25 protein-coding genes and 1 tRNA gene are annotated in these 24,752 nt (G+C 70.2%); 18 read left to right on the top strand and 8 right to left on the bottom strand.

Features of this window, described 5'->3' with window-relative positions; genetic code table 11:
* Nucleotides 1-30: 30 nt before the first annotated feature.
* A complete protein-coding gene (locus Q0747_RS04245) occupies nucleotides 31-579 on the top strand; it encodes an SRPBCC family protein (RefSeq protein WP_148599862.1) in 549 nt (182 codons plus the stop codon).
* A gap of 65 nt (nucleotides 580-644) precedes the next feature.
* Here the strand turns inward: Q0747_RS04245 and pstS are convergent, their stop codons facing one another.
* On the bottom strand, nucleotides 645-1,757 hold the full coding sequence (gene pstS, locus Q0747_RS04240) for a phosphate ABC transporter substrate-binding protein PstS (protein WP_298252009.1): 1,113 nt from the start codon (nucleotides 1,755-1,757) through the stop codon (nucleotides 645-647).
* Nucleotides 1,758-1,881: 124 nt separating this feature from the next.
* Here pstS and Q0747_RS04235 point away from each other — a divergent pair, with 124 nt between their 5' ends.
* Genes Q0747_RS04235 through Q0747_RS04225 form a run of 3 tightly spaced genes read left to right on the top strand, consistent with a single transcriptional unit; the run spans nucleotide 1,882 to nucleotide 3,853 of the window.
* The gene (locus Q0747_RS04235; RefSeq protein ID WP_298252008.1) at nucleotides 1,882-2,241 is read left to right on the top strand and encodes a GntR family transcriptional regulator; all 360 of its coding nucleotides are present in this window, start codon (nucleotides 1,882-1,884) and stop codon (nucleotides 2,239-2,241) included.
* Nucleotides 2,238-3,143 (top strand): ABC transporter ATP-binding protein, encoded by a 906-nt coding sequence (locus tag Q0747_RS04230; protein ID WP_298252007.1) that lies wholly within the window; start codon nucleotides 2,238-2,240, stop codon nucleotides 3,141-3,143. The genes Q0747_RS04235 and Q0747_RS04230 overlap by 4 nt, the downstream gene beginning before the upstream one ends.
* Nucleotides 3,140-3,853, top strand: coding sequence for a hypothetical protein (locus Q0747_RS04225; RefSeq protein WP_298252006.1), 714 nt, complete (start codon nucleotides 3,140-3,142; stop codon nucleotides 3,851-3,853). Before Q0747_RS04230 ends, Q0747_RS04225 begins: the two co-directional genes overlap by 4 nt.
* Before the next feature lie 74 nt (nucleotides 3,854-3,927).
* On the opposite strand, the gene Q0747_RS04220 is transcribed toward Q0747_RS04225, so the two are convergent.
* On the bottom strand, nucleotides 3,928-4,725 hold the full coding sequence (locus tag Q0747_RS04220) for an SDR family oxidoreductase (RefSeq protein ID WP_298252005.1): 798 nt from the start codon (nucleotides 4,723-4,725) through the stop codon (nucleotides 3,928-3,930).
* Between the two features lie 142 nt (nucleotides 4,726-4,867).
* Nucleotides 4,868-4,941 (bottom strand) — tRNA-Val (locus tag Q0747_RS04215).
* Between the two features lie 179 nt (nucleotides 4,942-5,120).
* On the opposite strand from Q0747_RS04215, the gene Q0747_RS04210 reads away from it, so the two are divergent.
* From Q0747_RS04210 to nhaA, 5 genes are all read left to right on the top strand, one after another.
* On the top strand, nucleotides 5,121-5,372 hold the full coding sequence (locus Q0747_RS04210) for a DUF2630 family protein (protein ID WP_298252004.1): 252 nt from the start codon (nucleotides 5,121-5,123) through the stop codon (nucleotides 5,370-5,372).
* Nucleotides 5,372-6,040 carry a haloacid dehalogenase type II gene (locus tag Q0747_RS04205; protein ID WP_298252003.1) on the top strand — a complete coding sequence of 223 codons (669 nt, stop codon included), beginning with the start codon at nucleotides 5,372-5,374 and terminating at the stop codon, nucleotides 6,038-6,040. Before Q0747_RS04210 ends, Q0747_RS04205 begins: the two co-directional genes overlap by 1 nt.
* Before the next feature lie 237 nt (nucleotides 6,041-6,277).
* On the top strand, nucleotides 6,278-7,603 hold the full coding sequence (locus tag Q0747_RS04200; RefSeq protein ID WP_298252277.1) for a TrkH family potassium uptake protein: 1,326 nt from the start codon (nucleotides 6,278-6,280) through the stop codon (nucleotides 7,601-7,603).
* Nucleotides 7,596-8,294 (top strand): TrkA family potassium uptake protein, encoded by a 699-nt coding sequence (locus tag Q0747_RS04195; RefSeq protein ID WP_222861825.1) that lies wholly within the window; start codon nucleotides 7,596-7,598, stop codon nucleotides 8,292-8,294. Before Q0747_RS04200 ends, Q0747_RS04195 begins: the two co-directional genes overlap by 8 nt.
* Before the next feature lie 113 nt (nucleotides 8,295-8,407).
* A complete protein-coding gene (gene nhaA / locus Q0747_RS04190) occupies nucleotides 8,408-9,826 on the top strand; it encodes a Na+/H+ antiporter NhaA (protein WP_298252002.1) in 1,419 nt (472 codons plus the stop codon).
* Nucleotides 9,827-9,830: 4 nt separating this feature from the next.
* Here nhaA and Q0747_RS04185 read toward each other — a convergent pair whose 3' ends face one another.
* Both Q0747_RS04185 and Q0747_RS04180 read right to left on the bottom strand, forming a co-directional pair.
* A complete protein-coding gene (locus Q0747_RS04185; protein WP_298252001.1) occupies nucleotides 9,831-10,094 on the bottom strand; it encodes a hypothetical protein in 264 nt (87 codons plus the stop codon).
* Complete coding sequence (locus Q0747_RS04180; protein ID WP_148599872.1) at nucleotides 10,094-10,927, bottom strand: Ku protein; 834 nt, start codon at nucleotides 10,925-10,927, stop codon at nucleotides 10,094-10,096. The genes Q0747_RS04185 and Q0747_RS04180 overlap by 1 nt, the downstream gene beginning before the upstream one ends.
* 69 nt (nucleotides 10,928-10,996) lie before the next feature.
* Here Q0747_RS04180 and Q0747_RS04175 point away from each other — a divergent pair, with 69 nt between their 5' ends.
* The 8 genes from Q0747_RS04175 (at nucleotide 10,997) to Q0747_RS04140 (ending at nucleotide 21,237) form a co-directional block, all read left to right on the top strand.
* Nucleotides 10,997-11,491 carry an SRPBCC domain-containing protein gene (locus tag Q0747_RS04175; RefSeq protein WP_148599873.1) on the top strand — a complete coding sequence of 165 codons (495 nt, stop codon included), beginning with the start codon at nucleotides 10,997-10,999 and terminating at the stop codon, nucleotides 11,489-11,491.
* Nucleotides 11,492-11,557: 66 nt separating this feature from the next.
* Nucleotides 11,558-14,080, top strand: coding sequence for an ATP-dependent DNA ligase (locus tag Q0747_RS04170; RefSeq protein ID WP_298252000.1), 2,523 nt, complete (start codon nucleotides 11,558-11,560; stop codon nucleotides 14,078-14,080).
* The gene (locus tag Q0747_RS04165; RefSeq protein WP_298251999.1) at nucleotides 14,081-16,462 is read left to right on the top strand and encodes a phosphoketolase; all 2,382 of its coding nucleotides are present in this window, start codon (nucleotides 14,081-14,083) and stop codon (nucleotides 16,460-16,462) included.
* A 34-nt stretch (nucleotides 16,463-16,496) separates the two neighbouring features.
* Nucleotides 16,497-16,961, top strand: a complete 465-nt coding sequence (locus Q0747_RS04160; RefSeq protein WP_148599876.1) for an SRPBCC family protein — start codon at nucleotides 16,497-16,499, stop codon at nucleotides 16,959-16,961.
* 184 nt (nucleotides 16,962-17,145) lie between these two features.
* Nucleotides 17,146-17,559, top strand: a complete 414-nt coding sequence (locus Q0747_RS04155; RefSeq protein WP_298251998.1) for a hypothetical protein — start codon at nucleotides 17,146-17,148, stop codon at nucleotides 17,557-17,559.
* Nucleotides 17,560-17,650: 91 nt separating this feature from the next.
* On the top strand, nucleotides 17,651-18,370 hold the full coding sequence (locus Q0747_RS04150) for a VIT family protein (RefSeq protein ID WP_298251997.1): 720 nt from the start codon (nucleotides 17,651-17,653) through the stop codon (nucleotides 18,368-18,370).
* 126 nt (nucleotides 18,371-18,496) lie between these two features.
* Complete coding sequence (locus Q0747_RS04145) at nucleotides 18,497-19,711, top strand: CaiB/BaiF CoA-transferase family protein (RefSeq protein WP_298251996.1); 1,215 nt, start codon at nucleotides 18,497-18,499, stop codon at nucleotides 19,709-19,711.
* A complete protein-coding gene (locus tag Q0747_RS04140; RefSeq protein WP_298251995.1) occupies nucleotides 19,708-21,237 on the top strand; it encodes a carboxyl transferase domain-containing protein in 1,530 nt (509 codons plus the stop codon). The genes Q0747_RS04145 and Q0747_RS04140 overlap by 4 nt, the downstream gene beginning before the upstream one ends.
* On the opposite strand, the gene Q0747_RS04135 is transcribed toward Q0747_RS04140, so the two are convergent.
* On the bottom strand, nucleotides 21,222-22,325 hold the full coding sequence (locus tag Q0747_RS04135) for a GTP pyrophosphokinase family protein (protein ID WP_298251994.1): 1,104 nt from the start codon (nucleotides 22,323-22,325) through the stop codon (nucleotides 21,222-21,224). The two genes, Q0747_RS04140 and Q0747_RS04135, sit on opposite strands and share 16 nt — an antisense overlap.
* Before the next feature lie 175 nt (nucleotides 22,326-22,500).
* Here Q0747_RS04135 and Q0747_RS04130 point away from each other — a divergent pair, with 175 nt between their 5' ends.
* Nucleotides 22,501-23,295, top strand: coding sequence for an alpha/beta hydrolase (locus tag Q0747_RS04130; RefSeq protein WP_298252274.1), 795 nt, complete (start codon nucleotides 22,501-22,503; stop codon nucleotides 23,293-23,295).
* 22 nt (nucleotides 23,296-23,317) lie between these two features.
* Here Q0747_RS04130 and Q0747_RS04125 read toward each other — a convergent pair whose 3' ends face one another.
* Complete coding sequence (locus tag Q0747_RS04125) at nucleotides 23,318-24,115, bottom strand: isocitrate lyase/phosphoenolpyruvate mutase family protein (protein WP_298251993.1); 798 nt, start codon at nucleotides 24,113-24,115, stop codon at nucleotides 23,318-23,320.
* Nucleotides 24,108-24,749, bottom strand: a complete 642-nt coding sequence (locus tag Q0747_RS04120; RefSeq protein ID WP_298251992.1) for an alpha/beta hydrolase — start codon at nucleotides 24,747-24,749, stop codon at nucleotides 24,108-24,110. Before Q0747_RS04120 ends, Q0747_RS04125 begins: the two co-directional genes overlap by 8 nt.
* Nucleotides 24,750-24,752 lie beyond the last annotated feature (3 nt).

The raw sequence follows: 24,752 nt of genomic DNA, 5'->3' as shown, positions 1-24,752 counted from the left end.
CGCCGGAGTCTTGAAAAAGGAGGAACCCTCGTGGCTTCAGTGCAGGAATCCATCGACGTGGCAGTACCGGTCACCACGGCCTACAACCAGTGGACCCAGTTCGAGAGTTTCCCCCGGTTCATGGGGGGTGTCGACTCCATCACGCAGTCCTCCGAGACCATGACGCACTGGGTGACGAGCATCGGTGGGGTGAAGCGCGAGTTCGACGCGGAGATCACCGAGCAGCATCCCGACCAGCGGATCGCCTGGAAGAGCACCGACGGGGAATCGCACGCCGGCGTGGTGACGTTCCACCGGCTCGACGAGAGCAGTACGCGGCTCATGGTGCAGATCGACTGGCACCCGGAGACGTTCACCGAGAAGGTCGGTGCCGTGGTGAATGCGGACGCGATCCAGGTCAAGGGCGACCTCAAGCGGTTCAAGTCCTTCATCGAGAAGAGTGGTGGAGAGACCGGCGCCTGGCGCGGGGAGGTCGACGCGCCCCCCACGGGGGAGACGGGGGATGCGGTGCCGGCGAACGATGCGGTGCCGGACACCTCGACGAACGACCCGGACTCGGGTGGACCGCGCGCCGACTGACGCGCAGGCGAAGGACAGGAGGCGGATCCCCGTGGGGTCCGCCTCCTGTCCTGCGTCCTCCCGGCCTACGGGACGTCGCCGACCTCGATCGTCGCGATGGCGTCGGTCGCCTGACGGGACAGCTCCGCGGAGATGGGGGAGCTCTTCGCCGCCTCCGCCGCTTCGGCCTGACCCTCCGCGCTGACCGCGTAGGTCCCGAAGGTGCGGACGACGTCGGCGGTCGACTCGTTCTCGTAGCGTGCGCAGTAGACGTGGTAGGACACCAGGACCAGCGGGTAGACGCCGGGTTCGCGCGTGGACCGGTCGAGGTCCAGCGCTATGTCGTAGTCCGCCCGGCCCGGGACGCGGCCCGCGAGATCGACGGCGGCTGCGGCGGCGTCGGCGCTGACCGGCACGTACGCGTCCCCGACCCGCAGGGCGGCCCGCCCGAGGGGATCCCCGACGGCCGAGTCGTCGGCATAGGTGATGGCCCCCTCCGTACCGGCCACCGTGCTGACCACCCCCGCATTGCCCTTGGCGTTCTCGTTGTCGAGACCGGAGGGCCAGGTCCCATCGGCCTCCTCGGTCCAGATCTCGGGCACCACGGCGTGCAGGTAGTCGGTGAAGTTCTCGGTGGTTCCGGAGTCGTCGGAGCGGCTCACCGCGGAGATCGCCAGATCGGGGAGGTCCACCTCGTTCTGCGCCGCGATCGCCGGATCGTCCCACCGCGTGATCTCCCCGCGGAAGATCTGCGCGATCGTACCGGCATTGAGGTTCAGCTCCGTGATGCCGGGGAGATTGAAGGCAACGCTGATGGGGGAGACGTAGGCAGGGATGTTGAAGGCCCCGCCGGGACCGCAGGCCTCCCGCGACTCGGCGAGTTCCTCGTCGCTGAGATAGGCGTCGGATCCGGCGAAGGAGACCGCGCCGGCGAGCAGCGCGCCCCGGCCCGCCCCCGAGCCGTCGGGTGAGTACTGGACCTGCGCGCGCGGGTACAGCGTACTGAAGCCGGCCCGCCACGCGTCCATGGCCGGTCCCTGCGCCGAGGACCCAGCACCGGTGATCGCGCCCTTCAGGCTCGTGTCACCGTTCTCCGCTGCCGCCTCCTGCTCGGCTCCGAGGGGGTAGTCGGAGCCGCAGGCCGTCAGGGCGAGCGCGGCGGCGAGGGCGAGGGATACGGCGGGGGCTCGGTTTCTCACCGGAGCCACGTTACAGGGGAGAGGAGCCGACCTCGCGGACGGGCGCCCGGCGCCCGATGAGGCCTTGACGGGACAGCATGCACCTCGTAGGTTAACTAGTGTAGTAATGAACCAAGGGAGTGCGATGTTCACCGGAGACAGCCCCATCTATCAGCAGCTCGCTGCCCGGATCGCGGACGACATCGTGGCCGGGACCTACGCCGAGGATGCCGCTGTACCGTCGTCGAACGACTTCGCGACCTTCCTGCACATGAATCCGGCCACGGCCGGGAAAGCGCTCAATGTGCTCGTCGAGCAGGGCGTGCTCTACAAGAAGCGGGGCGTGGGCATGTTCGTGGCGCCCGGCGCCCGGAGCCAGCTCCTCAAGCAGCGGAGGGCGGACTTCCCGCAGCAGTTCGTCCACCCGCTCATCAGGGAGGCCAGGGCCGTCGGTATCGAGCCCCCGGAGCTGGCGCAGATGATCAAGGAGGAATACATCCCATGACACAGGCGATAGAACTACAGTCCGTCACCCGGCGCTTCCGCAATGACAACGCGCTGGAGGATGTCACCCTGACCGTGCCGGACGGCGCCATCTGCGGCCTGCTCGGCAGGAACGGTGCGGGCAAGACCACCGTGATGTCGCTGATCTCGGGGCAGGACCGGCCCACCACCGGGCAGGTGCTCGTGGACGGGGAGGACCCGTTCGAGAATGAGGCGGTCCTGTCCAGGATCAGCTTCGTCCGCGACAACCAGCGGTATCCCGACGACTACTTCCTGCATCACGTCCTGAGCATCGCCCCCGAGTTCGCGCCTTCCTGGGACGGCGAACTCGCCGCCGAACTGGTCGAGGGCTTCCGGCTGCCGCGGAAACCGGCCATCAGGAAGTTCTCCAGGGGCCAGCTCTCCGCCGTCGCCATCGTGCTCGGACTCGCCTCCCGGGCGCCGGTCACCCTGCTGGACGAGCCGTATCTCGGTCTCGACGCGACGGCCCGCGGGCTGTTCCACGATCTCCTGCTCCGCGATCTCGGGCGGCACCCGCGCACGCTCCTGCTCTCCACGCACCTCATCGACGAATCGGACTCCCTCTTCGACCATGTCGTGCTCATGGACCGCGGCCGCGTGGTCCTCCGTGCGGAGGCCGAGGAGGCGCGCCGTCTCGCGATGTGCGTCAGCGGCGTCGCGGATGCCGTCCAGGCGTTCTGCGCGGACTACCCCGTGCTCCGCAGCCATTCCATCGGCGGTCTGCGCACATCCACCATCACCGGCCGGCTCGACGACGACGCCCGGTCGCGTGCGGCGACCCTCGGCGTCCAGCTCAAGGGCGCATCGCTGCAGGATCTCGCGGTGGCCTACGGCTCCGGGGACTCCCTGCAGGACTCCAGCAAGGAAGGAATCAGCGCATGAGCGGCATCCAGGCGGCCACCCGGCTGCATCTGACCAAGAAGAACATGACGTTCGGGGTCCCCCTGCAGATCGTGGGGCTTATCGCCGTCATCTCAGCCCTGATCGCCCTCATCATCTGGCGTGCCGGGGGACTCCCGGGCTCCGAGGAATGGATCGACGGAGCACGAAGCAACGGTGGCATGGCCTTCGGGCTGCTGGGATTCCTCGTCTACATGGGGGTCCAGTCGATCGCCACCACGTTCCCCTTCGCCCTGACGCTCGGCTCCACGCGGAAGGCCTTCGTGGGCGGGACCCTGGTCTGGGCCGCCGTCACCTCCGCGTATCTCGCGGTCATCTACGCCGTGCTCCTGCTGGTGGAGCTGGCCACCGATCACTGGTTCGCCGGCATCTACATCTTCGACGTCTACTACCTCGGGACCGGTGACCTGCTGATCCTGCTGCCCACGGTGTTCCTCGGCAGCCTCGGCGCACTGACCATCGGAGCCCTGTTCGGGGCGTCCTGGGCACGCTTCGGGAATCGCGGACCGGTCTTCCTCGGAGCAGGTCTGGCGATCGGACTCCTCGGCCTGCTCGCCCTGGTCCTGCCGTTGATCACCGGGTCGGTGCTCGACGGCTTCCGGCTGTGGTGGCTGGCGGTCGCCGCCGTCGTGATCATCGCCGTCAGCGCGGTCATGACCCTTCTCCTGCTGCGCTCAGCGGTGGTCCGGTAGCGCTCCGGCTCGGCGACACCGCAGGAATGACGGATCCCGGACCCCGGGACCCGTCGTTCCTGCGGGATCGGCCGCTAGACCGTGCGCCAGTCGCCGCTCGTGAGGTGCGAGCCGGCCTGCGGCCCCATGAGGAGCATGCCGCCGTCGACGACGAACGAGGCGCCGTTGACGTAGCTGGAGGCGCCGGAGGCGAGGAAGGCGACGACGTCGGCCACCTCCTCCGCCGATCCCGGCCGGCCCACCGGCACCCCGGGGCGGTCGATGCTCCGCGGATCCTGGTCCTCGGAATCGTTCATCGGAGTGTTGATCTCGCCCGGGAGTACGGCGTTCGCCGTGATGCCGCGATCACCGAGCTCCAGGGCGATGGTCTTGACGAGGCCGCCGAGGCCGTGCTTGGACGCGTCGTAGGCGGCCGATCCCACACGCGGCTGCGCCTGGTGGACACTGGTGACCGCGATGATGCGCCCGCCCCTGCCGGCGTCGAGCATGTGCCGGGCCGCGCGCTGGATGCAGACGAACGCGCCGTCGAGGTTCGCGCCGACCGTGGCGCGCCAGAGATCCCAGTCCGTCTCCATGAACATGGTGCCGCCGTTGATGCCGGCATTGTTGACGAAGACGTCCACCCCGCCGAGTTCCTCCGCGAGCTGGTCGATCACATCTCCGCAGGCCGGCGCGTCCGTGGTGTCCAGGTGCGCCACCGCCGCCTTGACGCCCTTCTCGCGGACGAGGCGCGCGGTCTCCTCCGCGCCTTCCTGGTCGGAGTGCCAGGTGACACCGACCGCGCAGCCGGCCGCTGCGAGGGCGAGTGCTGTTGCCCGGCCGATGCCGGAGTCGGAGCCGGTGACGATTGCTGTGCTCGGTGTGAAGTCCATGCCCCCATCCTTCGCGTGCGGGGCGCCGCTGTGCAAGGTGGGCCTCGGCGGGATGCGGATGCAGGAGGGGCCCGCACCGTCGTCCCGGTGCGGGCCCCTCCTGTATCACCGTCACTGTACTGCCGTCACCGGCGTTCCGATGTGCCTGCGCGGGGCCTTGATCCCCGGGCCTTCCGCGTGTGAGGCGGATGCTCTACCAGACTGAGCTACACAGGCCTGTGACTCCTGACCAGCTTAGGCCATCCGGGCGATGCGCCAAATTCGCGGGGATCAGCATCGCCGACGACGGCCGGACGGGCCGCTGGTCATCGTCCCGACACCTCAGTAGCCTGAGGGAAACGGATCGGAGGCCGGAGCGGGTCGATCGGTCGGGCACGGCGACGAAGGGACAGCACATGAACAACGAGGACATCCTGCAGCGGATCCAGGCGCTCGTGCAGGAGGAGCACGATCTCAGGGACCAGCCCCAGGGCGCTGCGGCCGGCGCCGAGAGCCAGGACCACACGGCGCGGCTGAAGCGGCTGGAGGAGGACCTCGACCAGTGCTGGGATCTGCTGCGCCAGCGCCGCGCCAAGGCCGATGCCGGGGAGAACCCCGCGGACGCCGATGCGCGCCCCATCAGCCAGGTGGAGGGGTACCGGCAGTAATGGCGCCGCCCCTGGTGCTCTTCGACGTCAACGAGACGCTCTCGGACATGAGCGTGATGTCCCAGCACTTCGAGGAACTCGGCGCACCGCCGCAGCTGGCCGGGCTGTGGTTCGCCGCGGTGCTCCGGGACGGGTTCGCCTTGACCGCCGTCGGGCAGAATGTCCCCTTCCGGGACGTGGCCGAGGGGACACTGCGGGCCGTCCTGGCCGGTCAGCCCCTCAACCGGGACCTCGAGGAGGCCGTGGAGCACGTCTTCTCGGGTCTGCAGGGCCTTCCCGTCCACGCCGACGTCGCCGACGGCATCCGTGACCTGGCCGCAGGGGGCGTCGACATGGCCGCCCTGACCAACGGCGCGGCCGCGACCGCGGAGGCCCTGCTCGACCGCGCCGGAGTCCGTGACCTGATGGGCACCGTCCTGTCCGTCCAGGATGCGCCGCGGTGGAAACCGGCGCCGGAGTCCTACGCCTACGCACTGGAATCGCTCGGCCGGGATCCGGGCGACGTCGTGCTCCTCGCCGTCCACCCGTGGGACATCGACGGCGCGGCGCGGGCCGGCCTGAGGACCCTCTGGCTGAACCGCGACGGCGCGCCCTACCCGCCCGCCATGACCGCACCGGACCAGGAGATCCACGCGCTCACCGACGCCCGGGGCGCCCTGCGCGCCTGACGCCGTCCGGGAGCCGTGGCGGGCCCGCTCGGCGGGGTGCGTTCCCGGACCGTGCAGCCCGGTCCGCAGCGCCTTCCGCGGGAGCGGGATGCGGCGTAGGATCAGCTCGCCGCATCCCGCTACCGGAGGTTCCGCGTCCCCGTGAGGCTCACCAGTCAGACCCCGCGGGCGGCCCGGACGCCGGCGACGTCGAGGGTCCAGGCCCTGGCCCGGATCCTCCGTGCCTGGGCGGCACATCTGAGTCCGCGCCATCCGGCCCAGGTGATCGTGCTCGGCTTCGCAGCGGCCATCCTCGCGGGCACCCTCCTGCTCACGCTGCCCACCTCCAGGGTGGGCCCGGGAGGCGCGGGCTTCCTCGAGGCCCTCTTCACCGCCACGTCCGCGGTCTGCGTCACCGGCCTGACCGTCGTCGACACCCCGGCGTACTGGACCGGTATGGGCCAGGTGACCATCCTGGCGCTGATCCAGATCGGCGGCTTCGGCATCATGTCCTTCGCCTCGCTGCTCGGAGTCCTGCTGGCCCGTCGGATGGGCCTGCGCTCGCGGATCTCGACGGCGGCGGAGACGAAGAGCACGGGTATCGGTGACGTGCGCAGCATCCTGGTCGGGATCCTGAGGACCACCCTGCTGGTGGAGGGCGTGACCGCGGTACTCCTCGCCGGCCGCTTCCACCTCGGGTACGGCCGTCCACCGGCCGAGTCCGTGTGGCTCGGCGTCTTCCATGCCGTCTCGGCGTTCAACAACGCCGGCTTCGCCCTGTTCAGCGACAACCTGACGGGATTCGTGGGCGACCCGTGGATCTGCCTGCCCGTGGCCGGCGCCGTCATCCTCGGAGGACTCGGCTTCCCGGTGCTGTTCGAGCTGCGGCGCCACTTCCGGTACCCGCGCAAGTGGCTGATGACCACCAAGCTCGTGCTGAGCGGGACCCTCGTGCTCCTGGTCCTCGGCACCGTCTTCATCACCGCGGTGGAGTGGTCCAGTCCGGCGACCCTCGGGCCGCTGCCGCCCGGCGAGCGGGTCCTCGCCGGATTCTTCCAGTCCACCATGACGCGCACCGCGGGCTTCAACAGCGTCGACATCGGGCAGCTCCACCCGGTCACCCTGCTGGCCATGGACGTGCTGATGTTCATCGGGGGTGGTCCCGCCGGCACCGCAGGGGGGCTGAAGATCACCACCTTCGGTGTGCTGTTCTTCATCCTCTACACGGAGATCAGCGGAGGCAACGCCGTCAACGTCTTCGGCAAGCGACTCCCGCGCTCCGTGCACCGGCAGGCCATCTCGATCGTGCTGCTCGCCGGTGGCCTGGTCATCACGGCCACGATGGTCCTGATGCTGATCACCGACTTCGGGCTGGACCGGATCCTGTTCGAGGTGGTCTCCGCCTTCGGCACCGTGGGACTGTCCACCGGCATCACCGCGGGCATCCCGTCCGTGGGCCAGGTGATCCTCATCCTGGTGATGTTCGCCGGGAGGCTGGGCCCGGTGACCCTCGCCTCGGCCCTGGCGCTGCGGTCCAGGCCCCTCCAGTACGAATACCCCAAGGAAAGGCCCCTCATTGGCTAGGCAACGCTTCTTCTCCTCCAAACCCATCGAGGCCATCGCGGCGGCCGATTCCGTCGCCGTCATCGGCCTCGGGCGCTTCGGCGGCGCGCTCGCCCTCGAACTCGAGGGGGCCGGAACCGAGGTCCTCGGGATAGACCTCGACGAGGAAGTGGTCCAGTCCTTCAACGGTCGCCTGACGCACGTGGTGCGCGCCGACGCCACCAAGGAGGAGGCGCTGCGCCAGCTCTCCCTGCCGGATTTCGACCGTGTGGTGGTGGGGATCGGCAGCGACCTCGAGGCGAGCATCCTGACGACGTCGATCCTCCTGCGGTTCGATCGCTCCACCGTCTGGGCGAAAGCCATCAGCGAGCCGCACGCGCAGATCCTGTCGCAGCTCGGGGTGGAGCACGTCATCCGGCCCGAGCACGACATGGGCCGGCGTGTGGCGCACCTGGTCCGCGGCACCATGCTCGACTACGTGGAGTTCGAGGACAACTTCGCGATGGTCAAGACCCGCCCGCCCCGCGAGTACTGGGACCGGGAGCTGGGCACCACCGGGCTGCGCGGCAAGTACGGCGTGACGGTCGTCGCCGTCCGGCGCAAGGGCGGGACGTGGGACTACACCACGGCCCAGACCACCCTCTACGACGACGACGAGATCATCGTCGCGGGACCGACGGCCAAGGCGGAACTGTTCAGCTCCCTCCTGTAGCGCGCCACGTCATCGATGTCGCGCCCGCGCCCGAGCGGGGCTAGTGTGGACGAACTGGTGAGCCGGGAAGTCTGGTCGGCGTGACGTCGAGCGTGCCCAACCGAAGGAATGCCATGGCCCATCTTGCAGGCCCCACCGATCCCGTCCCGGACTCCCCGCCCGGCAGCAGGATCTTCTCCCGCAGCAGCTACCCCGAACACCTGCGCATCACGAGCATCCTGCGCAAGGAGACCGTGGGCGGAGGCCTGCTGCTGCTGGCCACGGTGATCGCGCTGGTCCTCGCCAACACGGCCGCGGCGGACGCCTACTTCGCCGTCCGGGACTTCCGGTTCGGCTACGAGCCGTGGCACCTCGAACTGAGTGTGGGAACCTGGTCCGCCGACGGGTTGCTCGCCATCTTCTTCTTCCTCGCCGGCTTGGAACTGAAGCGGGAGTTCGTGGCCGGGGACCTCCGCAAGTTCGACCGCGCGATCGTCCCGGTCGCCGCGGCCGTGGGCGGCGTCGTCGTGCCCGCGCTCATCTATGTGGCCATCACCTTCAGCGCCGGACCGGAGGCCCTGCGCGGCTGGGCCATCCCCACCGCCACCGACATCGCGTTCGCGGTGGCCGTGCTCGCCGTCGTCGGGTCCCATCTGCCCAGCGCGCTGCGCATCTTCCTCCTGACCCTCGCCGTGGTGGACGACCTCCTGGCGATCAGCATCATCGCCTTCTTCTACTCCGAGGACATCGCGTTCCCGCCCCTGCTGCTGGCGATCGTCCCGCTCGCGGTCTACGCCTTCGCGGCGCAGCGCTTCCCCGCCTTCTTCCAGCGCCATCCGTGGTCGCCGTGGGTGATCCTGCTCCCCCTCGGGATCATCGTGTGGGCGCTGGTGCACGAGTCGGGCGTCCACGCCACGGTGGCGGGCGTGCTGCTCGCCTTCGCCATCCCGGTGCTGCCCCGCGGTGTCACCCGCGCGGACGCCGTGAAGTCGGCCGACGCCGTCGACGCCGCGGAGGCGTCGGCGGACGAGGTGCCTGCCGCCCAGCCGGACGGCCTCGCGGACACCCTCGAACACCGCATCCGTCCGCTGTCCGCCGGGTTCGCCGTGCCCGTCTTCGCATTCTTCTCCGCCGGCGTGGCCGTGGGCGGGATCGACGGTCTGGTGAATGCGATCACCGACCCGATCGCGATCGGCATCATGGTGGCCCTCGTCATCGGCAAGCCCATCGGGATCCTGCTCGCCACCGTCGTCGTCACGAAGACCACGAAGGCGGCGCTCGCCCCGGACCTGGCGTGGATCGACATCATCGGCGTCGCGATCCTGGCGGGCGTCGGCTTCACGGTCTCGCTGCTCATCAGCGAACTCGGCTTCGGGCAGGGCACCGTGGAGGACGATCACGCCAAGGTGGCCATCCTCGCCGGGTCCCTGATCGCCGCGCTCGTGGCAGCGGTCCTGCTGCTCCGGCGCAGCAAGCGCTACCGGGAGATCGAGGAGCAGGAGCAGATCGACGCCGACGACGACGGCATACCGGACGTCTTCGAGCAGCAGTAGGCGCTCAGTCCGCGCGGGGTCCGTACCTCCGCCACAGCCAGGAGAGGGTGAGGATCCCGGCGCTGCGACGGAACCCGCTCCGACCCGTGGTGGTCTCGAGCAGCGCCCACACCAGCAGGCAGGCGGAGCTCGCCCGGCGTAGGCGCTGGCGGTTCTCCGCCCCGAGCGCCATGAAGGAGGCCGCTTCGGACCCGGCCCAGCCGAGGATGGGCGCGTTGGGTCGCTGCAGCACCGTCTGCCGTCCGAACTCGTCGGTGAAGAATCCCATCACGCGCCCTTCTGCTTCGTGGAGCCGGTGGCCTTCTTGGCGCCGGCCTTCTCCCGGTTCTTCTCGACGCTGCGGCGCAGCGCCTCCATGAGATCCAGGACGTTGTCGTCGTCGTCCTCGTCCGCCGGGCCGAAGGTCTCCTCCGTGTCGAGGGTGTCGCCCTTGTCGATCTTCGCCTCGATGAGGGTGCGCAGCTGGGACTGGTAGTCGTCGGTGAAGTTCTCCGGATCGAAGTCCGTGGAGAAGGAGTCGACGAGCTCGGCCGACATCTGCTTCTCCTTCGCGGAGATGCGCACCTTCTCCTCGAGGGCGGGGAAGGCGGCCTCGCGGATCTCGTCGTCCCAGAGGAGGGTCTGGAGCATCAGGACGTCACCGCGTACGCGCAGCGCGGCGAGGCGGCTCTTCTGGCGGAGGGCGAACTGCACGATCGCCGTGCGATCCGTCTCCTGGAGCGTGCGGCGCAGCAGGACGTACGCCTTGATCGAGGTGCTGTCCGGTTCGAGGTAGTAGGCGCGGTCCAGCATGATCGGGTCGAGCTGATCGCTCGGGACGAACTCCACCACCTCGATCTCCCGGCTGCGCTCCACCGGCAGCGCGGAGAGATCGTCGTCGGTCAGCACCACGGTGTGCTCGCCGTCGTCGTAGGCCTTGTCGATGTCCTTGAAGTCCACGATCTCCCCGCAGACCTCGCAGCGCCGCTGGTAGCGGATCCGGCCGCCGTCCCTGTCGTGGACCTGGTGGAGCGAGATGTCGTGGTCCTCCGTGGCGCTGTAGACCTTCACGGGGACATTGACCAGGCCGAACGCGACCGCACCCTTCCAGATGGCTCTCATGGCTCCAGTAGACACCACGCGCGCCTAGCGGGCCAGAGCACGCGGGACAACCGCGCCTAGACTTGGGGGGTGACTTCCGAAACCGCAGAACCCACGGTCAGCAGGACCACCAGCGACGACGGCGCCACGGTGCTGCGCCTCGCCTTCGAGTTCGCCTTCCCGCCCACCGTGCTGTGGAAGCACCTCACCGACGCCGAGAAGCTCAAGTACTGGTTCCCGTGCGAGATGGAGTTCGAGCCGCGGAAGGACGCGGAGATCCTGTTCCGGTACGCCGACCAGAAGCCCCTGCGCGGTGTGGTGCTGGAGGCCGAGCGGCCCTCGGTGCTGGCGTACACGTGGGAGCGGGACACCCTGCGCTGGGAACTGGAGCGGACACCGGACAACGGTACGCGCCTCGTGCTGCTGCTCACCCCCGGGAGCCCGCGCCACGCGGCCACCATGGCTGCGGGCTGGCACCTGACCATTGCGGGCCTCGACGACTTCCTGAACAAGCGCAATCTCGGGCAGGATCCCGCACTTTGGGAGGTCTACGTGGACCGGTACCGCGAGCAGTTCGCCGACTGAGACCGCCACCGGCATCGACGGACCGCACCACTGGCATCCGCGGCCCATCCGGTCGAGACTGGGGGTATGGTCCCCACCCGCTCCCAGAGCGTCACCGTGGACGGGCGCACCCTCCGCCTGTCGAACCTGGACAAGGTGCTCTACCCGGCCACCGGGACCACCAAGGCCGACGTGCTCTCCTACTACGCCGCCGTGGCCGGGCCCCTGATCCACCACGCGGCCGGGCGGCCGGCCACGCGGAAGCGCTGGGTCCACGGCGTGGGGACCCCTGCCGCGCCGGGTGAGGTGTTCTTCCAGAAGAACATCGACGACAACGCCCCGGACTGGGTGCCCCGCACCGCCGTCCGGCACAGGGACCACACGAACAGCTATCCGCGGGTCGACGACCTCGCGACCCTGACCTGGCTGGGACAGATCGCGGCCCTGGAGATCCATGTGCCGCAGTGGCGCTTCGACGCCGACGGCGCCGCGGCCGCCCCCGACCGCCTCGTGCTCGATCTCGATCCGGGGGAGGGGGCCGGCCTGGCCGAGTGCGCCGAGGTGGCGCTCCTGGCCCGGCCCATCCTGCAGGGCATGGGTCTCGAGCCCTTCCCCGTGACGAGCGGAGCGAAGGGCCTCCACCTCTACTGTGCCCTGACCGGGGGCCAGAGCTCGGCACAGGTGTCCGCCGTCGCCCACGAGCTCGCGCGGGCGCTCGAGGCGGACCACCCCGCACTCGCGGTCAGCGACATGAAGAAGACGCTCCGCTCCGGCAGGGTCCTGGTGGACTGGAGCCAGAACAGCGCCACCAAGACCACCGTGGCCCCGTACTCCCTCCGCGGCGGGTTCGAACCCACCGTCGCGGCGCCGCGCTCGTGGGAGGAGCTCGAGGCGGGCGGGCTGGACCAGCTGGATCCCGCGGCGGTCATGGCCCGGATCGCAGCGTCCGGGGATCTCCTCGCCCCCGCCACGGTTCCCGTCCCGGCCGACGCCGGCGGCGCCTCCGCCGGCGCGTCCGCCGGTGAAGCTCCCGCCGACCGGCTCTCCACCTACCGGAGCATGCGCGATGCGTCGAGGACACCCGAGCCCGTGCCCGCGGCGACCGGCCCGGCCGGTGGGACCGGGTTCGTGATCCAGGAGCACCATGCACGCCGCCTCCACTGGGACTTCCGCCTCGAGCGCGAGGGTGTGCTGGTGTCCTGGGCCCTCCCCAAGGGGCCTCCCCTGACACCGGACAGGAACCACCTGGCCGTCCAGACCGAGGACCACCCCCTCGAGTACGGGAGCTTCGAAGGAGACATTCCGGCCGGGGAATATGGTGGCGGCCACGTCTCCATCTGGGATGCCGGAACCTACGAGCTGGAGAAGTGGAGGGACGGCAAGGAGGTCATCTGCACGCTCCACGGCCGGCCCGACGGCGGCCTGGCGCGCGCGGGAGCGGCCGTCCGCCGGTACGCGCTCATCAGCACGGGAGGCGTGAAGGGGAAGAACAACTGGCTCATCCACCTCATGAAGGACCAGCCCGCGCAGCAGGAGGACGCGCCGACGGTCCGCACGGCGCCCCCTGACGGGGAGCACCCGGAGGAGAGGACGTCCGGCGGGTTCGTCCCTCCCATGCTCGCGACCCCGAGCGTGGCGCAGACCCTTCCGGACCCCGACGACTGGGCGTACGAGCTCAAGTGGGACGGGGTGCGCTGCATAGCCACCGTCTCGGAGGGAGGGCTCACGCTGTGGAGTCGGAACGGCGTGGACATCACGGCGGTCTACCCGGAACTCGGCGACCTGGCCGAGCACGTCCGGGCCGACACCGCCGTGCTCGACGGCGAGATCGTGGCGCTCGACCCGAGGGGCCGGCCGGACTTCGGGCTGCTCCAGCAGCGCATGACGCTGACGGACGAGCAGGAGATCGAGGAGGCCCGTGGCATCACGCCGGTGCGCCTGGTGCTCTTCGATCTGCCGGCCCTCGAGGGGAACGACCTCACGGGATTCGAGTACCGCCAGCGGCGCGAACTGCTCGAGCGGGCCGTCGACGAGTCCGGGGACCACCACGTGCAGGTGCCCGCGGCCCTGGACGCGACGTTCGAGGAGGCGGTCGTGGCGAGCAGGCAGCTGGGCCTCGAGGGCATCGTGGCCAAGCGGCTCTCCGGCGACTACCGACCGGGAGCGCGCTCGCCGTCGTGGATCAAGATCAGGCACCTGCGGACGCAGGAGGTGGTGGTGGTGGGATGGCGTCCGGGCAACGGCGGCAGGGCCGCGACGCTCGGCTCCCTCCTGGTCGCCGTGCCCGACGGCGACACGCTCCGCTATGTGGGCCGGGTGGGCTCCGGTCTCGGGGAGCGCGATCTCCGCGCCGCCCGGGAACGCCTGGACGGGCTGGGCCGCTCCACGGCGCCGCTCGGCGACGTCCCGCCGGCGGAGGCCTCCGACGCCCACTGGGTGAGCCCCTCGCTCGTGGCCGAGGTCCGCTACAGCGGCCGGACGGGAGGCGGACGTCTCCGCCATCCCGTGTGGCGCGGCTGGCGCCCGGACAAGACACCGGACGACATCACCGACGACATCACGGACGACATCACCGACGACCGAACTAGTTCCATGAACACGGAGGCATAGATGAGTATCGACATCCAGGGTCTGCATGCGTGGTGGCGCGCCGCCAACTATCTGTCCGTCGGGCAGATCTACCTGCGGGACAACGCCCTGCTGACGCGATCCCTCAGGAGCGAGGACGTGAAGGAGCGCCTGCTCGGACACTGGGGGACCACCCCGGGCCTCAACTTCGTGTACGCACACCTGAACCGGGTGATCGCGCAGCGGCAGCAGGAGATCCTCTTCGTCACCGGTCCGGGGCACGGCGGCCCGGCGAACGTGGCCAACGCGTGGCTGGAGGGGACCTACTCGGAGATCTACGGGAAGATCGGGTCCGACGACGCCGGGATGAACGCCCTGTTCAAGCAGTTCAGCTATCCCGGCGGCATACCGTCCCACGCAGCACCAGAGACCCCGGGCTCCATCCACGAGGGCGGGGAGCTCGGGTACTCCCTGGCCCACGCGTACGGCGCCGTCTTCGACAACCCCACGCTCATCGCCGCCACGGTGGTGGGCGACGGCGAGGCCGAGACCGGTCCCCTCGCCGCGAGCTGGCACTCGAGCAGCTTCGTGGACCCCGCCATCGACGGCGCGGTGCTGCCGATCCTGCACCTCAACGGCTACAAGATCGCCAATCCCACGGTGCTGGCCCGCATGCCCGAGGAACAGCTGCGGCAGCTCATGTACGGCTACGGCTACGATCCCCGCTTCGTCACGGTGACCGATCCCGCCGCCACGGAGGCCGCGCACCAGGACTTCGCGGACGTCCTCGACGCGTGCATCGACGACATCCACGCCATCCAGGACCGGGCGCGGACCTCCCCCTCCGGACCAGGGGACCCCGCCGTGCGCTGGCCCATGATCGTGCTGCGCTCACCGAAGGGCTGGACCGGCCCCGCGGAGGTGGACGGCGCACCGGTGGAGGGTACCTGGCGGTCCCACCAGGTACCGCTGTCCGGGGTCCACACCGACGAGCGGCACCTGCAGCAGCTCGAGGAGTGGATGAGGTCCTACGACCCGGAGTCCCTCTTCACCGGCAACGGGGAACTGCGACCGGAGATCGCCGCCCTTGCGCCCGAGGGCGGTCTCCGGATGAGCGCGACACCCTATGCCAACGGCGGCTGGCTCCTGAAGGATCTCGTCCTGCCCTCCTACGCCGAGCACGCCGTGGCGGTCTCCCGTCCCGGGACGGAGAAGGTGAGTCCCATGATCACGGTGGGTGGCTACCTGCGCGACGTCATCGAGCTCAATCCGCACACGTTCCGTCTCTTCGGGCCGGACGAGACGGCCTCTAACCGGTTGTCGGCCGTCTACGAGGTGACGGACAAGGCCTGGCAGCCGCGCATCGAGGAGGTGGACGAGCACCTCGCGCGATCAGGGCGCGTGATGGAGGTGCTCAGCGAGCACCTGTGCCAGGGCTGGCTCGAGGGGTATCTGCTCACGGGGCGGCACGGTGTCTTCAACTGCTACGAGGCATTCGTGCACATCGTCGACTCGATGTTCAACCAGTTCGCCAAGTGGCTGAAGGTCCACCGCATGCTGTCCTGGCGCAGGCCCATCGCCTCCTTCAACTACATGCTCTCCAGCCATGTCTGGCAGCAGGACCACAACGGGTTCTCCCACCAGGACCCCGGCTTCATGGACCACGTGGTGAACAAGACGGCCGACATCACCCGCGTGTACCTGCCACCGGATGCGAACACCATGCTCGCGGTGACCGAGCACTGCATGCGCGCGCGTGACACCGTCAACGTGATCGTCACGGGCAAGCAGCCCACCCCCACGTGGTTCGGGCCGGAGGAGGCGCAGCTGCACACCGAGCGGGGCATCGGCATCCTCGATTTCGCCGGCAGCGAGGAGCCGGGCATGGAGCCCGACGTCGTCCTCGGCTGTGCCGGTGACGTGCCCACGCTCGAGGCCGTCGCGGCAGCAGGTCTCCTCAAGGCCGGTGTTCCCGGTCTGAAGATCCGCGTGGTGAACGTCGTGGACCTGATGCGCCTGCAGGACGACACCGAGCATCCGCACGGGCTCTCGTCGCGCGACTTCGATACGCTCTTCACCACGTCGAAGCCCGTGATCTTCGCGTTCCACGGCTACCCGGCGCTCATCCACCGCCTCACCTACCGGAGGAACAACCACGGTAATCTGCACGTTCGGGGCTACAAGGAGGAAGGCACGACGACGACGCCGTTCGACATGGCGATGCTGAACCAGATCGACCGGTTCCAGCTGGCCATGGACGTCATCGATCGCGTGCCGACCCTGGGCGCCTCGCAGGGCCGGTTCCGGCAGGACCTGCAGGACCAGCGGCAGCGTGCATGGCAGTACACGCGCGATGCCGGCAAGGACCTGGAAGCCATCACCGGCTGGACGCTCGACGAGTCCTCACCGGACGACGCGCAGTAGACGGCGTCGTCCCCAACCAGAAGGAGAACGTTCCATGGCAGAAACAAGCATTTCCGCAACTCGCACCATCGATGCACCCGCCGCCGCGATCTTCGAGATCCTCTCGAACCCGGAGCATCATGCCGCCCTGGACGGTTCGGGGATGGTGCAGTCCGACAGCAAGTCGGATCGCATCACCGCCGTCGGCCAGGTGTTCACCATGAACCAGCACTGGGACAAGATGGGCGGGGACTACCAGACCGACAACCACGTGGTGGGCTACGACCCGAACAAGCTGCTGGCCTGGAAGACCGCTCCGGCCGGCGAGGTTCCCCCGGGATGGGAGTGGGTCTGGGAGCTTCAGCCCGACGGCCCCGATTCCACGCAGGTCTCGGTGACGTACGACTGGTCGGCCGTGACCGACAAGGAGCTCCTCAAGAAGGTCAGCTTCCCCGCCGTGCCCCAGGACGCCCTGGACACCACGCTCGGGAATCTCGCAGCGCAGGTCTCCGAGGCCTGATGCTCCGGGCCCGTTCCGCGGGCCCGGTCAGGACGGGAACGGCCGGTCACCCTCGAGGGGGCCGGCCGTTCCGCTGCCCGGCGCGAGCACACCGGACCGACGATGACCCTCCGCCGTAGCCCTCCGCCGTAGCCCTTCGCCGTGGTCCGGAGTACACTAAATGCCCCGATGAAGCAGGTGTGTGATGGATACCCATCGAAGCCGACAGTCGCAGCAGCAGGATCCCACGGCGCAGCAGGACTCGGACGCGCAGCAGGACTCGACAGTGCCGCCCGATCCCGCGCCGCAGCCCGATCCGGCCGCCCGGCACAGGGCCGAGGACCTTCCGATGCCGCCGGAGTCCGGAACCGATCCCGGAACCGACCCGGGGACCGTCCCGAAGAAGCCGGGCAGGGGTCATGGCTCGATCTTCGACAGGATCGACTCCACCGTCCGGGTGTTCCTCGGACCGGCCGACCGGTCCGAGGGGGATCTGCCCGTGGTCCATCGGCACGACGAGGCAGAGGACTTCTCGGAGGAGACCCTGGGGTCCATCGAGATCCATGAGGACTCCCTCGGCCACCACTACGCCCAGCAGCGCCGGCGACCGGAGCAGTGAGCGTGCACCGTAGGCTCCCGCAGCGCGCGGGCCGCGTGAGGCAAGCCGAACCTGTGTGGCCGGATGGCGCCGCCCGGTGTTTACTGCAGGGATGGCACACATCCCCGCGGGTCGCCCCGAGCCCCACGACAACGGCATAGCATCGCGCCTGAACTGGCTCCGCGCCGCCGTCCTGGGCGCGAACGACGGAATCGTCTCGACGGCCGCCACCGTGATCGGCGTGGCGGGTGTGACCAATACCGTCACCCCGATCCTGGTCGCCGGAACAGCAGCCGTGGTGGGCGGATCGGTGTCCATGGCGCTCGGAGAATATGTCTCGGTCAGCAGCCAGCGGGACAGCCAGGAGGCCCTGATCGAGAAGGAACGCCAGGAGCTCCGCGAGGATCCCGAGGGCGAGCTCCTCGAACTCGCCGGGCTCTACGAGAAGAAGGGTCTGGCCCCGGACACCGCGCACCGGGTCGCGGCGGAGCTGACCGAGCACGATGCCCTGGCCGCCCATCTCTCCATCGAACTCAACATCGACGAACTCGAGGTGGCCAATCCGTGGCACGCCGCGTTCGCCTCGGCGGCGGCCTTCGCCGTGGGCGCCGTCCTGCCCCTGCTCACCATCCTCCTCGCACCCGCCGACATCCGGGTGCCGCTGACCTTCGTCGCCGTCCTGGTGGCACTGGCCATCACGGGAGCGATCAGCGCCCGCGTGGGCGAGAGTTCGGTGGCCCGCGCCGTGACCCGCCTCATGATCGGCGGGGCCCTGGCCATGGCGTTCACCTACGCGGTGGGACTCCTGCTGGGAACGACCGGGGTGGCATAGCGCTTCGCGCGTGCGCACCAGATGCGTTGGAACTCGTGGACCACAGATCCTGGTAGTGCTGGTCCGATCCACTTCGCGCACGACCGACCCCACGCGACCGATCGCGCCCGAACCTCCGGAGGAACCATGAGCGCCGAGACACCGTCCCCTACGAGCGGAGACCGCGGCGGCCCCCTCGCCGGCCGCCTGGTCGTCGATCTCAGCCGGGCGCTCGCCGGACCGCACGCGGGCATGATGCTCGGCGATCTCGGCGCCCGCGTGATCAAGGTGGAGACCCCCGGGACCGGCGACGACACGCGCGGCTGGGGGCCGCCGTTCGTGGGGCCGGAGGAGGACCGGCAGTCCACCTACTTCCTGTCCTGCAACCGCAACAAGGAGTCCATCGCCCTCGACCTCAAGAGCGACGACGGCAGGGACACGCTCACCGAGCTGCTGCGCCGCGCCGACGTCGTCGTGGAGAACTTCCGCCCCGGCGTCCTCGACCGCCTCGGGTTCTCCACCGAGGCCATGCTGGAGCTGAACGCCGGCCTGGTGATCCTCTCCATCACCGGGTTCGGGCACGACGGACCGGAGGCCAGGCGCAGCGGCTACGACCAGATCGTCCAGGGCGAGGCGGGCCTCATGTCCCTCACGGGCCCCGATCCCGACCATCCCCAGCGCGTCGGCGTGCCGATCGCCGATCTGCTCTCGGGCATGTACGGGGCGTACGGGGCCGTCGCGGCACTGCTCGAGCGCGAGCGGACGGGCAAGGGCCAGGTGGTGCGGACGTCCCTGCTCGCCTCGATCATCGGTGTGCATGCGTTCCAGGGCACCCGGGCCACGGTGGCCGGCGAGGTGCCGCAGGCGCAGGGGAACCATCACCCGTCGATCGCCCCCTACGGTCTCTTCACCTGCCGCGGAGGCAGGGTGCAGATCAGCGTGGGCAGCGAGAAGCTGTGGGCCACGTTCGCGGAGACCTTCGGCCTCGCGGCGGACGAGCCCCGGTTCGCCACCAACGCGGACCGCGTGCGGAACCGGGAGCAGCTGATCGGGGTGGTCGAGGACGCCTTCTCCGCGTACCAGGCCGAACCCCTCCTGAGGAAGCTCGAGGAGGCCGACATCCCGGCCGGCAAGGTGCGCACGCTCGACGAGGTGTACGCCTGGGACCAGGTGCGGTCGCAGGGTCTGCTCCTCGACGTCGAGCACGCGCTGCTCGGGACCATCGCCCTCCCGGGACCCCCGCTGCGGTTCTTCGACGGCGCCGCCGAGACCACGCCCACCACGCATGCCGCGCCCCCACTGCTCGACGGCGACGGCGAGTCCATCCGCGCCTGGCTCGCGGAGCCGGCGCCGGGCGCATGACCGCCGGAGCGCGCCACCTCACGGCGCGGGACCTCATCGACGAGGTGCTCGACGACGGTTCCTTCGCGTCCTGGGACAGTCCCGTCCCCGTCCCGTATCCGGGCGCGAGCCCGTCCTACGAGGACGAGCTGCTGCGCGCCCGGCACAGGAGTGGCGCGGACGAGTCCGTCCTGACGGGGGAGGGCCTCATCCACGGACGACGGGTGGCCGTCATCGTCTCGGAGTTCGCGTTCCTCGCCGGCTCGATCGGCAGCGCGGCCGCGCACCGCATCACCGCCGCCATCCAGAGGGCCACCCGCGAGCGGCTGCCCCTCCTGGCCGGGCCGGCGTCGGGCGGGACGCGCATGCAGGAGGGCACCCCGGCGTTCCTGTCCATGGTGGACATCACCGGTGCCGTGCGCGCCCACCGGCAGGCCGGTCTGCCCTATCTCGTCTATCTCCGCCATCCCACCACCGGCGGGGTCATGGCGTCGTGGGGCTCCCTGGGGCATCTCACCGTGGCCGAACCGGGCGCCCTCCTCGGGTTCCTCGGGCCCCGCGTGTACGAGGCGCTCTACGACAGGCCCTTTCCGCCGGACGTCCAGACCGCGGAGAATCTCTTCGACAAGGGACTCATCGACGCCGTCGTCGCACCGGAGCACCTGGCGAAGATCGTCGACACGGCGCTCAGCGTGCTGCTCGCCGACGCGACCGCCGGGCCGCCCGTGCCCGCCACCGCCTCCGTAGCGCCCGGCACCGGGAGCGCCTGGGAGTCCATCCTGGTCTCACGCGATCGACGCCGACCGGATCTCCGCCGGCTGCTCGCCCACGGCGCCCGGGACGTCCTGCCACTCAACGGCACGGGTCAGGGGGAGAAGGACCCGGGTCTCCTGCTCGCCCTGGCCCGCTTCGGGGCGCAGCCCTGCATCGTGCTGGGGCACCAGCGACCACGGGAGCCCGGGGAGGCCGTGATGGGCCCGGCGTCCCTCCGGGAGGCGCGCCGCGGCATGAAGCTCGCCGAGGAACTGGGACTGCCACTCCTGACGGTCATCGACACCGCGGGCGCCGATCTGTCCAGGGAGGCGGAGGAGGGCGGCCTGGCCGGCGAGATCGCCCGGTCCCTGTACGACCTCATCGGGCTCGCGTCGTCGTCGGTCTCCGTGTTGCTCGGGCAGGGCGCGGGCGGCGGTGCGCTCGCGCTCCTGCCGGCCGACAGCACCATCGCCGCCGAGCACGCGTGGCTCTCACCCCTGCCGCCGGAGGGAGCGAGCGCCATCGTCCACCGGACCGTGGAGCGGGCGCCCGAGATGGCCGAGGCGCAGGGCGTGAAGGTCGCCGCCCTCGTGGAGCGCGGCGTGGTCGACCACGTGGTGGACGAGCGCCCCGACGCCGCCCGGGAGGGGCGCGCGTTCTGCGAGCGGATGGCCCTGGCGATCGAGTACGAGCTGTCGCGGGTCAGGGCCCTGCCGTCAGCGGACCGGCTGGTGCGGCGTGCGGGGAAGTACCGCGCCGCCACCGGCGACGAGCCGGGTCAGGGATGCTGCTGACGGTAGATCTCCATCTGCCGGTGCCGGCGCTGGAGGCTGTCCCGGCGGGGAGTGCTCTCGGCGCTCTCGGGCTCGGCGGTGAGCTCGATGTGCGGATGGCCGTAGTGCCACAGCAGCAGGTCGTCGAGGAGCCGGTCCGGGCCCGGTGAGTAGCGGTGGTCCAGGGCCTTCCGGACCGAGGTGATGGCCCCGGCCTGCAGCAGCGGCACCAGATCCAGCGTGGTCCTCAGGCCGTGGGCGGCCAGCAGCTCGGCGGCCCACGCCCAGTCGTCCCCGGACTTGCGGTCCACGTGGGGCAGGAGGGTCTGCCAGATGTGGCGGATCCTGTTGGGCGTCAGCGGAGCGCTGCCCTCGCCGTCCTCGTCCCAGAAACCGGTGATGGTCTCGTACCGCTCGTGCAGTTCGGCGAAGGTGGACTCCACGGTCTCCAGCATGGCCGCGGTGGCCGTGAACTGCCGGTCGAAGTAGGGGCTCCAGGCCTTCGGGTTGGACGCCTTGAAGCGCAGGTCGTGCTCGATCTCCGACCAGGCATGGGCCAGGACCGTGCGCACCTGCACCTCGAACAGATAGCTTCCCGCGGCCTTCGTCTCCGGGTCGACGACCTGCTGGAACGCACGGACCACGTCGTTGTGGATGGTCCGCATGATCAGGTGCCGGCTCGAATAGCCGTACGTGCCGGACTCGATCGAGCCGATGTCCTTCTCGCGGTCGCCGCGGCAGTCGAACTCCCGGCGCTGGCGCTTGAGCATGTTCGCCGCGAGATCCACCTCGTGCGGGAGGGTGGTGATGATGCGCACGCCCACCAGGTCGATCAGATTACGCATCGGGTCGGGGAAGACGAGGGTGGGAGGTGCTCCCGGCTCGGACGAGGGAAGGGTGCGCGAGGCCTTGTCGCGGAAGGACTCGACGGTCTTGGTGCGCGCCGTGACGAACAGGGGGCTCAGATCGGTCCCGTCGAAGATGGCCGAGATGCTCTCCCGCATGGCGCTCGTGACGCGGTCCAGGGCAGGGCGGACACGCTCGAACTCGCGCGTATGGGCCTCGACGGCAGGGCGCAGCCGGTCGTCGAGATCGTCCCACGCGCCCATGCACACTGCCTTTCCGAGGAGAAGTCCCATCGTAGCCAACGCTCCCGACGGCTAGGCTGCACGGGTGGATCCCCTACGACGACGCCCCCTCCTCGCCCTTGCCGCCGCAGCCGGTGCCGCGCTCCTGATCGGCGGCTTCAGGGCCGCCGCGGAGCCCACCGCGAAGCCGGCCGCGGTGACGCCGCAGCGCTACGCCTACGGCGATGATCCGAGCCAGTTCGCGGAACTCTACCTCCCGGCCACGGGGACCGCCCTCCGGGGTGTCGTCGTGATCATCCACGGCGGCTACTGGCGCTCCACCTACGGCGCGGAACTCGGTGAACCCCTCGCGCAGGATCTGGTGCGGCGCGGGTACGCCTGCTGGAATCTGGAGTACCGCCGCGCGGGCAACGGCGGCGGCTGGCCCGCCACCTTCGACGACGTCGCCACCGGGATCGACCACCTCGCGGTGGCGGCCGCCGAGCACGGACTGGAGCTGCGCTCGACGACGGCGCTCGGGCACTCCGCGGGAGGTCACCTCGCGGTGTGGGCGGCGGGCCGCAGCACCCTCCCGGCCGGCACCGCCGGCACCGGTGTGCCGGCGGTGCCGCTCACGGCGGTGGTCAGCCAGGCCGGCGTCCTGGATCTGCGGCAGGCACGCGAACTGCGACTCGGCGACGACGCCGTCGAGAACTTCCTGCGGGCACCGGGCGATCCCGAGCGCTATCGCCTCGCGGATCCGATGACCGCCCTCCCGCTCGGCGTCCCGGTCCACGCGGTGCACGGGACGGAGGACACCGCGGTGCCGCTCTCGCAGTCCGAGACGTATGTGGCCGCCGCGACGGCACGGGGCGCCACGGCCGATCTCACGATCGTGCCCGGGGACCACTTCGCGGTCATCACCCCCGGATCGAAGGCGTGGGAGGCCGTGGTGGAGGCGCTGGGACGGGCCGCGGACACGGCGAACCCCGGCCCGCCCGTGACGGGCTGACCGGGGTTCGCCGGGGAACTCCCTAGTTCAGGGGACGCGTGCCCTCGGGCAGCGCGCCTCCCGCGTACAGCTCGGCGGCCGAGTCCGCCAGCGCGGTCAGGGCCACGCGCTGCGTCCACGGTCCGTAGGAGATCCGGGCCACGCCGAGCTCCTGCAGCCGGGCCGGAGCGAGACTGCCCGGCACGTTGATGACGCTCAGGCGCTGCGGGCCGAAGGCCTCCACGAGCGTGCTCACCGCGTGCTCGTCGAGCAGGCCGGGAACGAAGACGTTCGTCGCGCCGATGCCGAGGAAGGCCTTGCCGCGCTCCACGGCGTCGCCGAGGACCTCCGCCGGATCGCGATCACCGGCCCTCACGAACGCGTCGGTGCGGGCGTTGAGGACGAAGTCGATGCCCTCGGCCTGGCCGGCCTTCATGGCCGCCTCCATCTGCGCCACGGCGTCGGCGAGCGGGCGCATCTGGTCCTCGATGTTGGCCCCCACGATCCCGACGCCGATCGCCCGGCGCACGGTGTCCTCCGGGTCACCGTAGCCCGATTCGAGATCGGCGGAGACCGGCAGGTCCGTGGCCGCCGCGATCCGCCCGATCGCCGCGATCATCTCCTCCAGGGGGATGTTCTCGCCGTCCTCGTAGCCGAGGGACGCGGCGATCGAGTGGCTCGCCGTGGCGAGGGCCTTCGTGCCGGGTACGTCGGCGACGGTCGTCGCGCTGATGACGTCCCAGACGTTGACCACCTGCAGGATCTCGGGGGCGGAGTGCAGCTCGGCGAAGGCGGTCGCCCTCGCGGCGAGGCCGCCGTGCTCGGTGTGTGCGTCAGTCATGTGAAACCTTCCGGGTGAGCGAGGCGATCCACGCTGCTGCGCCGTCGATCTCGCTGGGATGGATACCGTGCCCGCCCTCGCGGACGGCCCGGTGTACTTCGGCGCCACGGCTCTCGAGGATCGACCCGAGGCGGACCACGCTGTCGATCGGTGCCATGGCATCCGCCTTCCCATTGAACAGGGCGATCGAGGACCCGGACAGGTCCGCCTCGACCGGACGCCCGTCCAGCGGGTACATCCCCGAGAACGCGACGGCGTCGGCCACCGCACCCGGGTGCAGCAGGGCCGTGGCGAGGGCGATGTTCGCGCCGTTCGAGAAGCCCACGGCCACGAGCCGGCGCTCCCCGATCCCGTAGTGGTCCCTGGCCCACGCGATGAAGTCGGCCAGCTCACCGGAGCGGCGGACCACGTCGTCGACGTCGAAGTTGCCCTCCCCGAAACGGCGGAACCAGCGGTTCATGCCGTGTTCCTGCACGGGACCGCGGGGTGCCAGGTACCCTGCCTCCGGTGCGAGCCCCTTCACGAGCGGCAGGAGGTCGTGCTCGGTCCCCCCGGTGCCGTGCAGCAGCAGCAGCACCGGGGCGTCCGCCGCTCCGGCGTCGAACAGGTGGGGCCAGTCGTGCGTGGTGGTCATGGT

The sequence above is a fragment of the uncultured Arthrobacter sp. genome, assembly GCF_947493765.1.
In the GTDB taxonomy this organism is placed as follows: Bacteria; Actinomycetota; Actinomycetes; order Actinomycetales; family Micrococcaceae; genus Arthrobacter_D.
This window is presented reverse-complemented; position numbering and strand designations above follow the sequence as displayed.

Bases quoted from the DNA above. Each gene is read 5' to 3' on its own strand.
- Q0747_RS04125 (WP_298251993.1), bottom strand. From the start codon at position 24,115: ATGACTGACGCACACACCGAGCACGGCGGCCTCGCCGCGAGGGCGACC.
- Q0747_RS04155 (WP_298251998.1), top strand. From the start codon at position 17,146: ATGGATACCCATCGAAGCCGACAGTCGCAGCAGCAGGATCCCACGGCG.
- Q0747_RS04150 (WP_298251997.1), top strand. From the start codon at position 17,651: ATGGCACACATCCCCGCGGGTCGCCCCGAGCCCCACGACAACGGCATA.
- Q0747_RS04230 (WP_298252007.1), top strand. From the start codon at position 2,238: ATGACACAGGCGATAGAACTACAGTCCGTCACCCGGCGCTTCCGCAAT.
- Q0747_RS04120 (WP_298251992.1), bottom strand. From the start codon at position 24,749: ATGACCACCACGCACGACTGGCCCCACCTGTTCGACGCCGGAGCGGCG.
- Q0747_RS04140 (WP_298251995.1), top strand. From the start codon at position 19,708: ATGACCGCCGGAGCGCGCCACCTCACGGCGCGGGACCTCATCGACGAG.
- Q0747_RS04185 (WP_298252001.1), bottom strand. From the start codon at position 10,094: ATGGGATTCTTCACCGACGAGTTCGGACGGCAGACGGTGCTGCAGCGA.
- Q0747_RS04235 (WP_298252008.1), top strand. From the start codon at position 1,882: ATGTTCACCGGAGACAGCCCCATCTATCAGCAGCTCGCTGCCCGGATC.
- Q0747_RS04210 (WP_298252004.1), top strand. From the start codon at position 5,121: ATGAACAACGAGGACATCCTGCAGCGGATCCAGGCGCTCGTGCAGGAG.
- Q0747_RS04145 (WP_298251996.1), top strand. From the start codon at position 18,497: ATGAGCGCCGAGACACCGTCCCCTACGAGCGGAGACCGCGGCGGCCCC.
- Q0747_RS04135 (WP_298251994.1), bottom strand. From the start codon at position 22,325: ATGGGCGCGTGGGACGATCTCGACGACCGGCTGCGCCCTGCCGTCGAG.
- Q0747_RS04220 (WP_298252005.1), bottom strand. From the start codon at position 4,725: ATGGACTTCACACCGAGCACAGCAATCGTCACCGGCTCCGACTCCGGC.
- Q0747_RS04180 (WP_148599872.1), bottom strand. From the start codon at position 10,927: ATGAGAGCCATCTGGAAGGGTGCGGTCGCGTTCGGCCTGGTCAATGTC.
- Q0747_RS04205 (WP_298252003.1), top strand. From the start codon at position 5,372: ATGGCGCCGCCCCTGGTGCTCTTCGACGTCAACGAGACGCTCTCGGAC.
- Q0747_RS04170 (WP_298252000.1), top strand. From the start codon at position 11,558: ATGGTCCCCACCCGCTCCCAGAGCGTCACCGTGGACGGGCGCACCCTC.
- Q0747_RS04160 (WP_148599876.1), top strand. From the start codon at position 16,497: ATGGCAGAAACAAGCATTTCCGCAACTCGCACCATCGATGCACCCGCC.
- nhaA (WP_298252002.1), top strand. From the start codon at position 8,408: ATGGCCCATCTTGCAGGCCCCACCGATCCCGTCCCGGACTCCCCGCCC.
- Q0747_RS04225 (WP_298252006.1), top strand. From the start codon at position 3,140: ATGAGCGGCATCCAGGCGGCCACCCGGCTGCATCTGACCAAGAAGAAC.
- Q0747_RS04165 (WP_298251999.1), top strand. From the start codon at position 14,081: ATGAGTATCGACATCCAGGGTCTGCATGCGTGGTGGCGCGCCGCCAAC.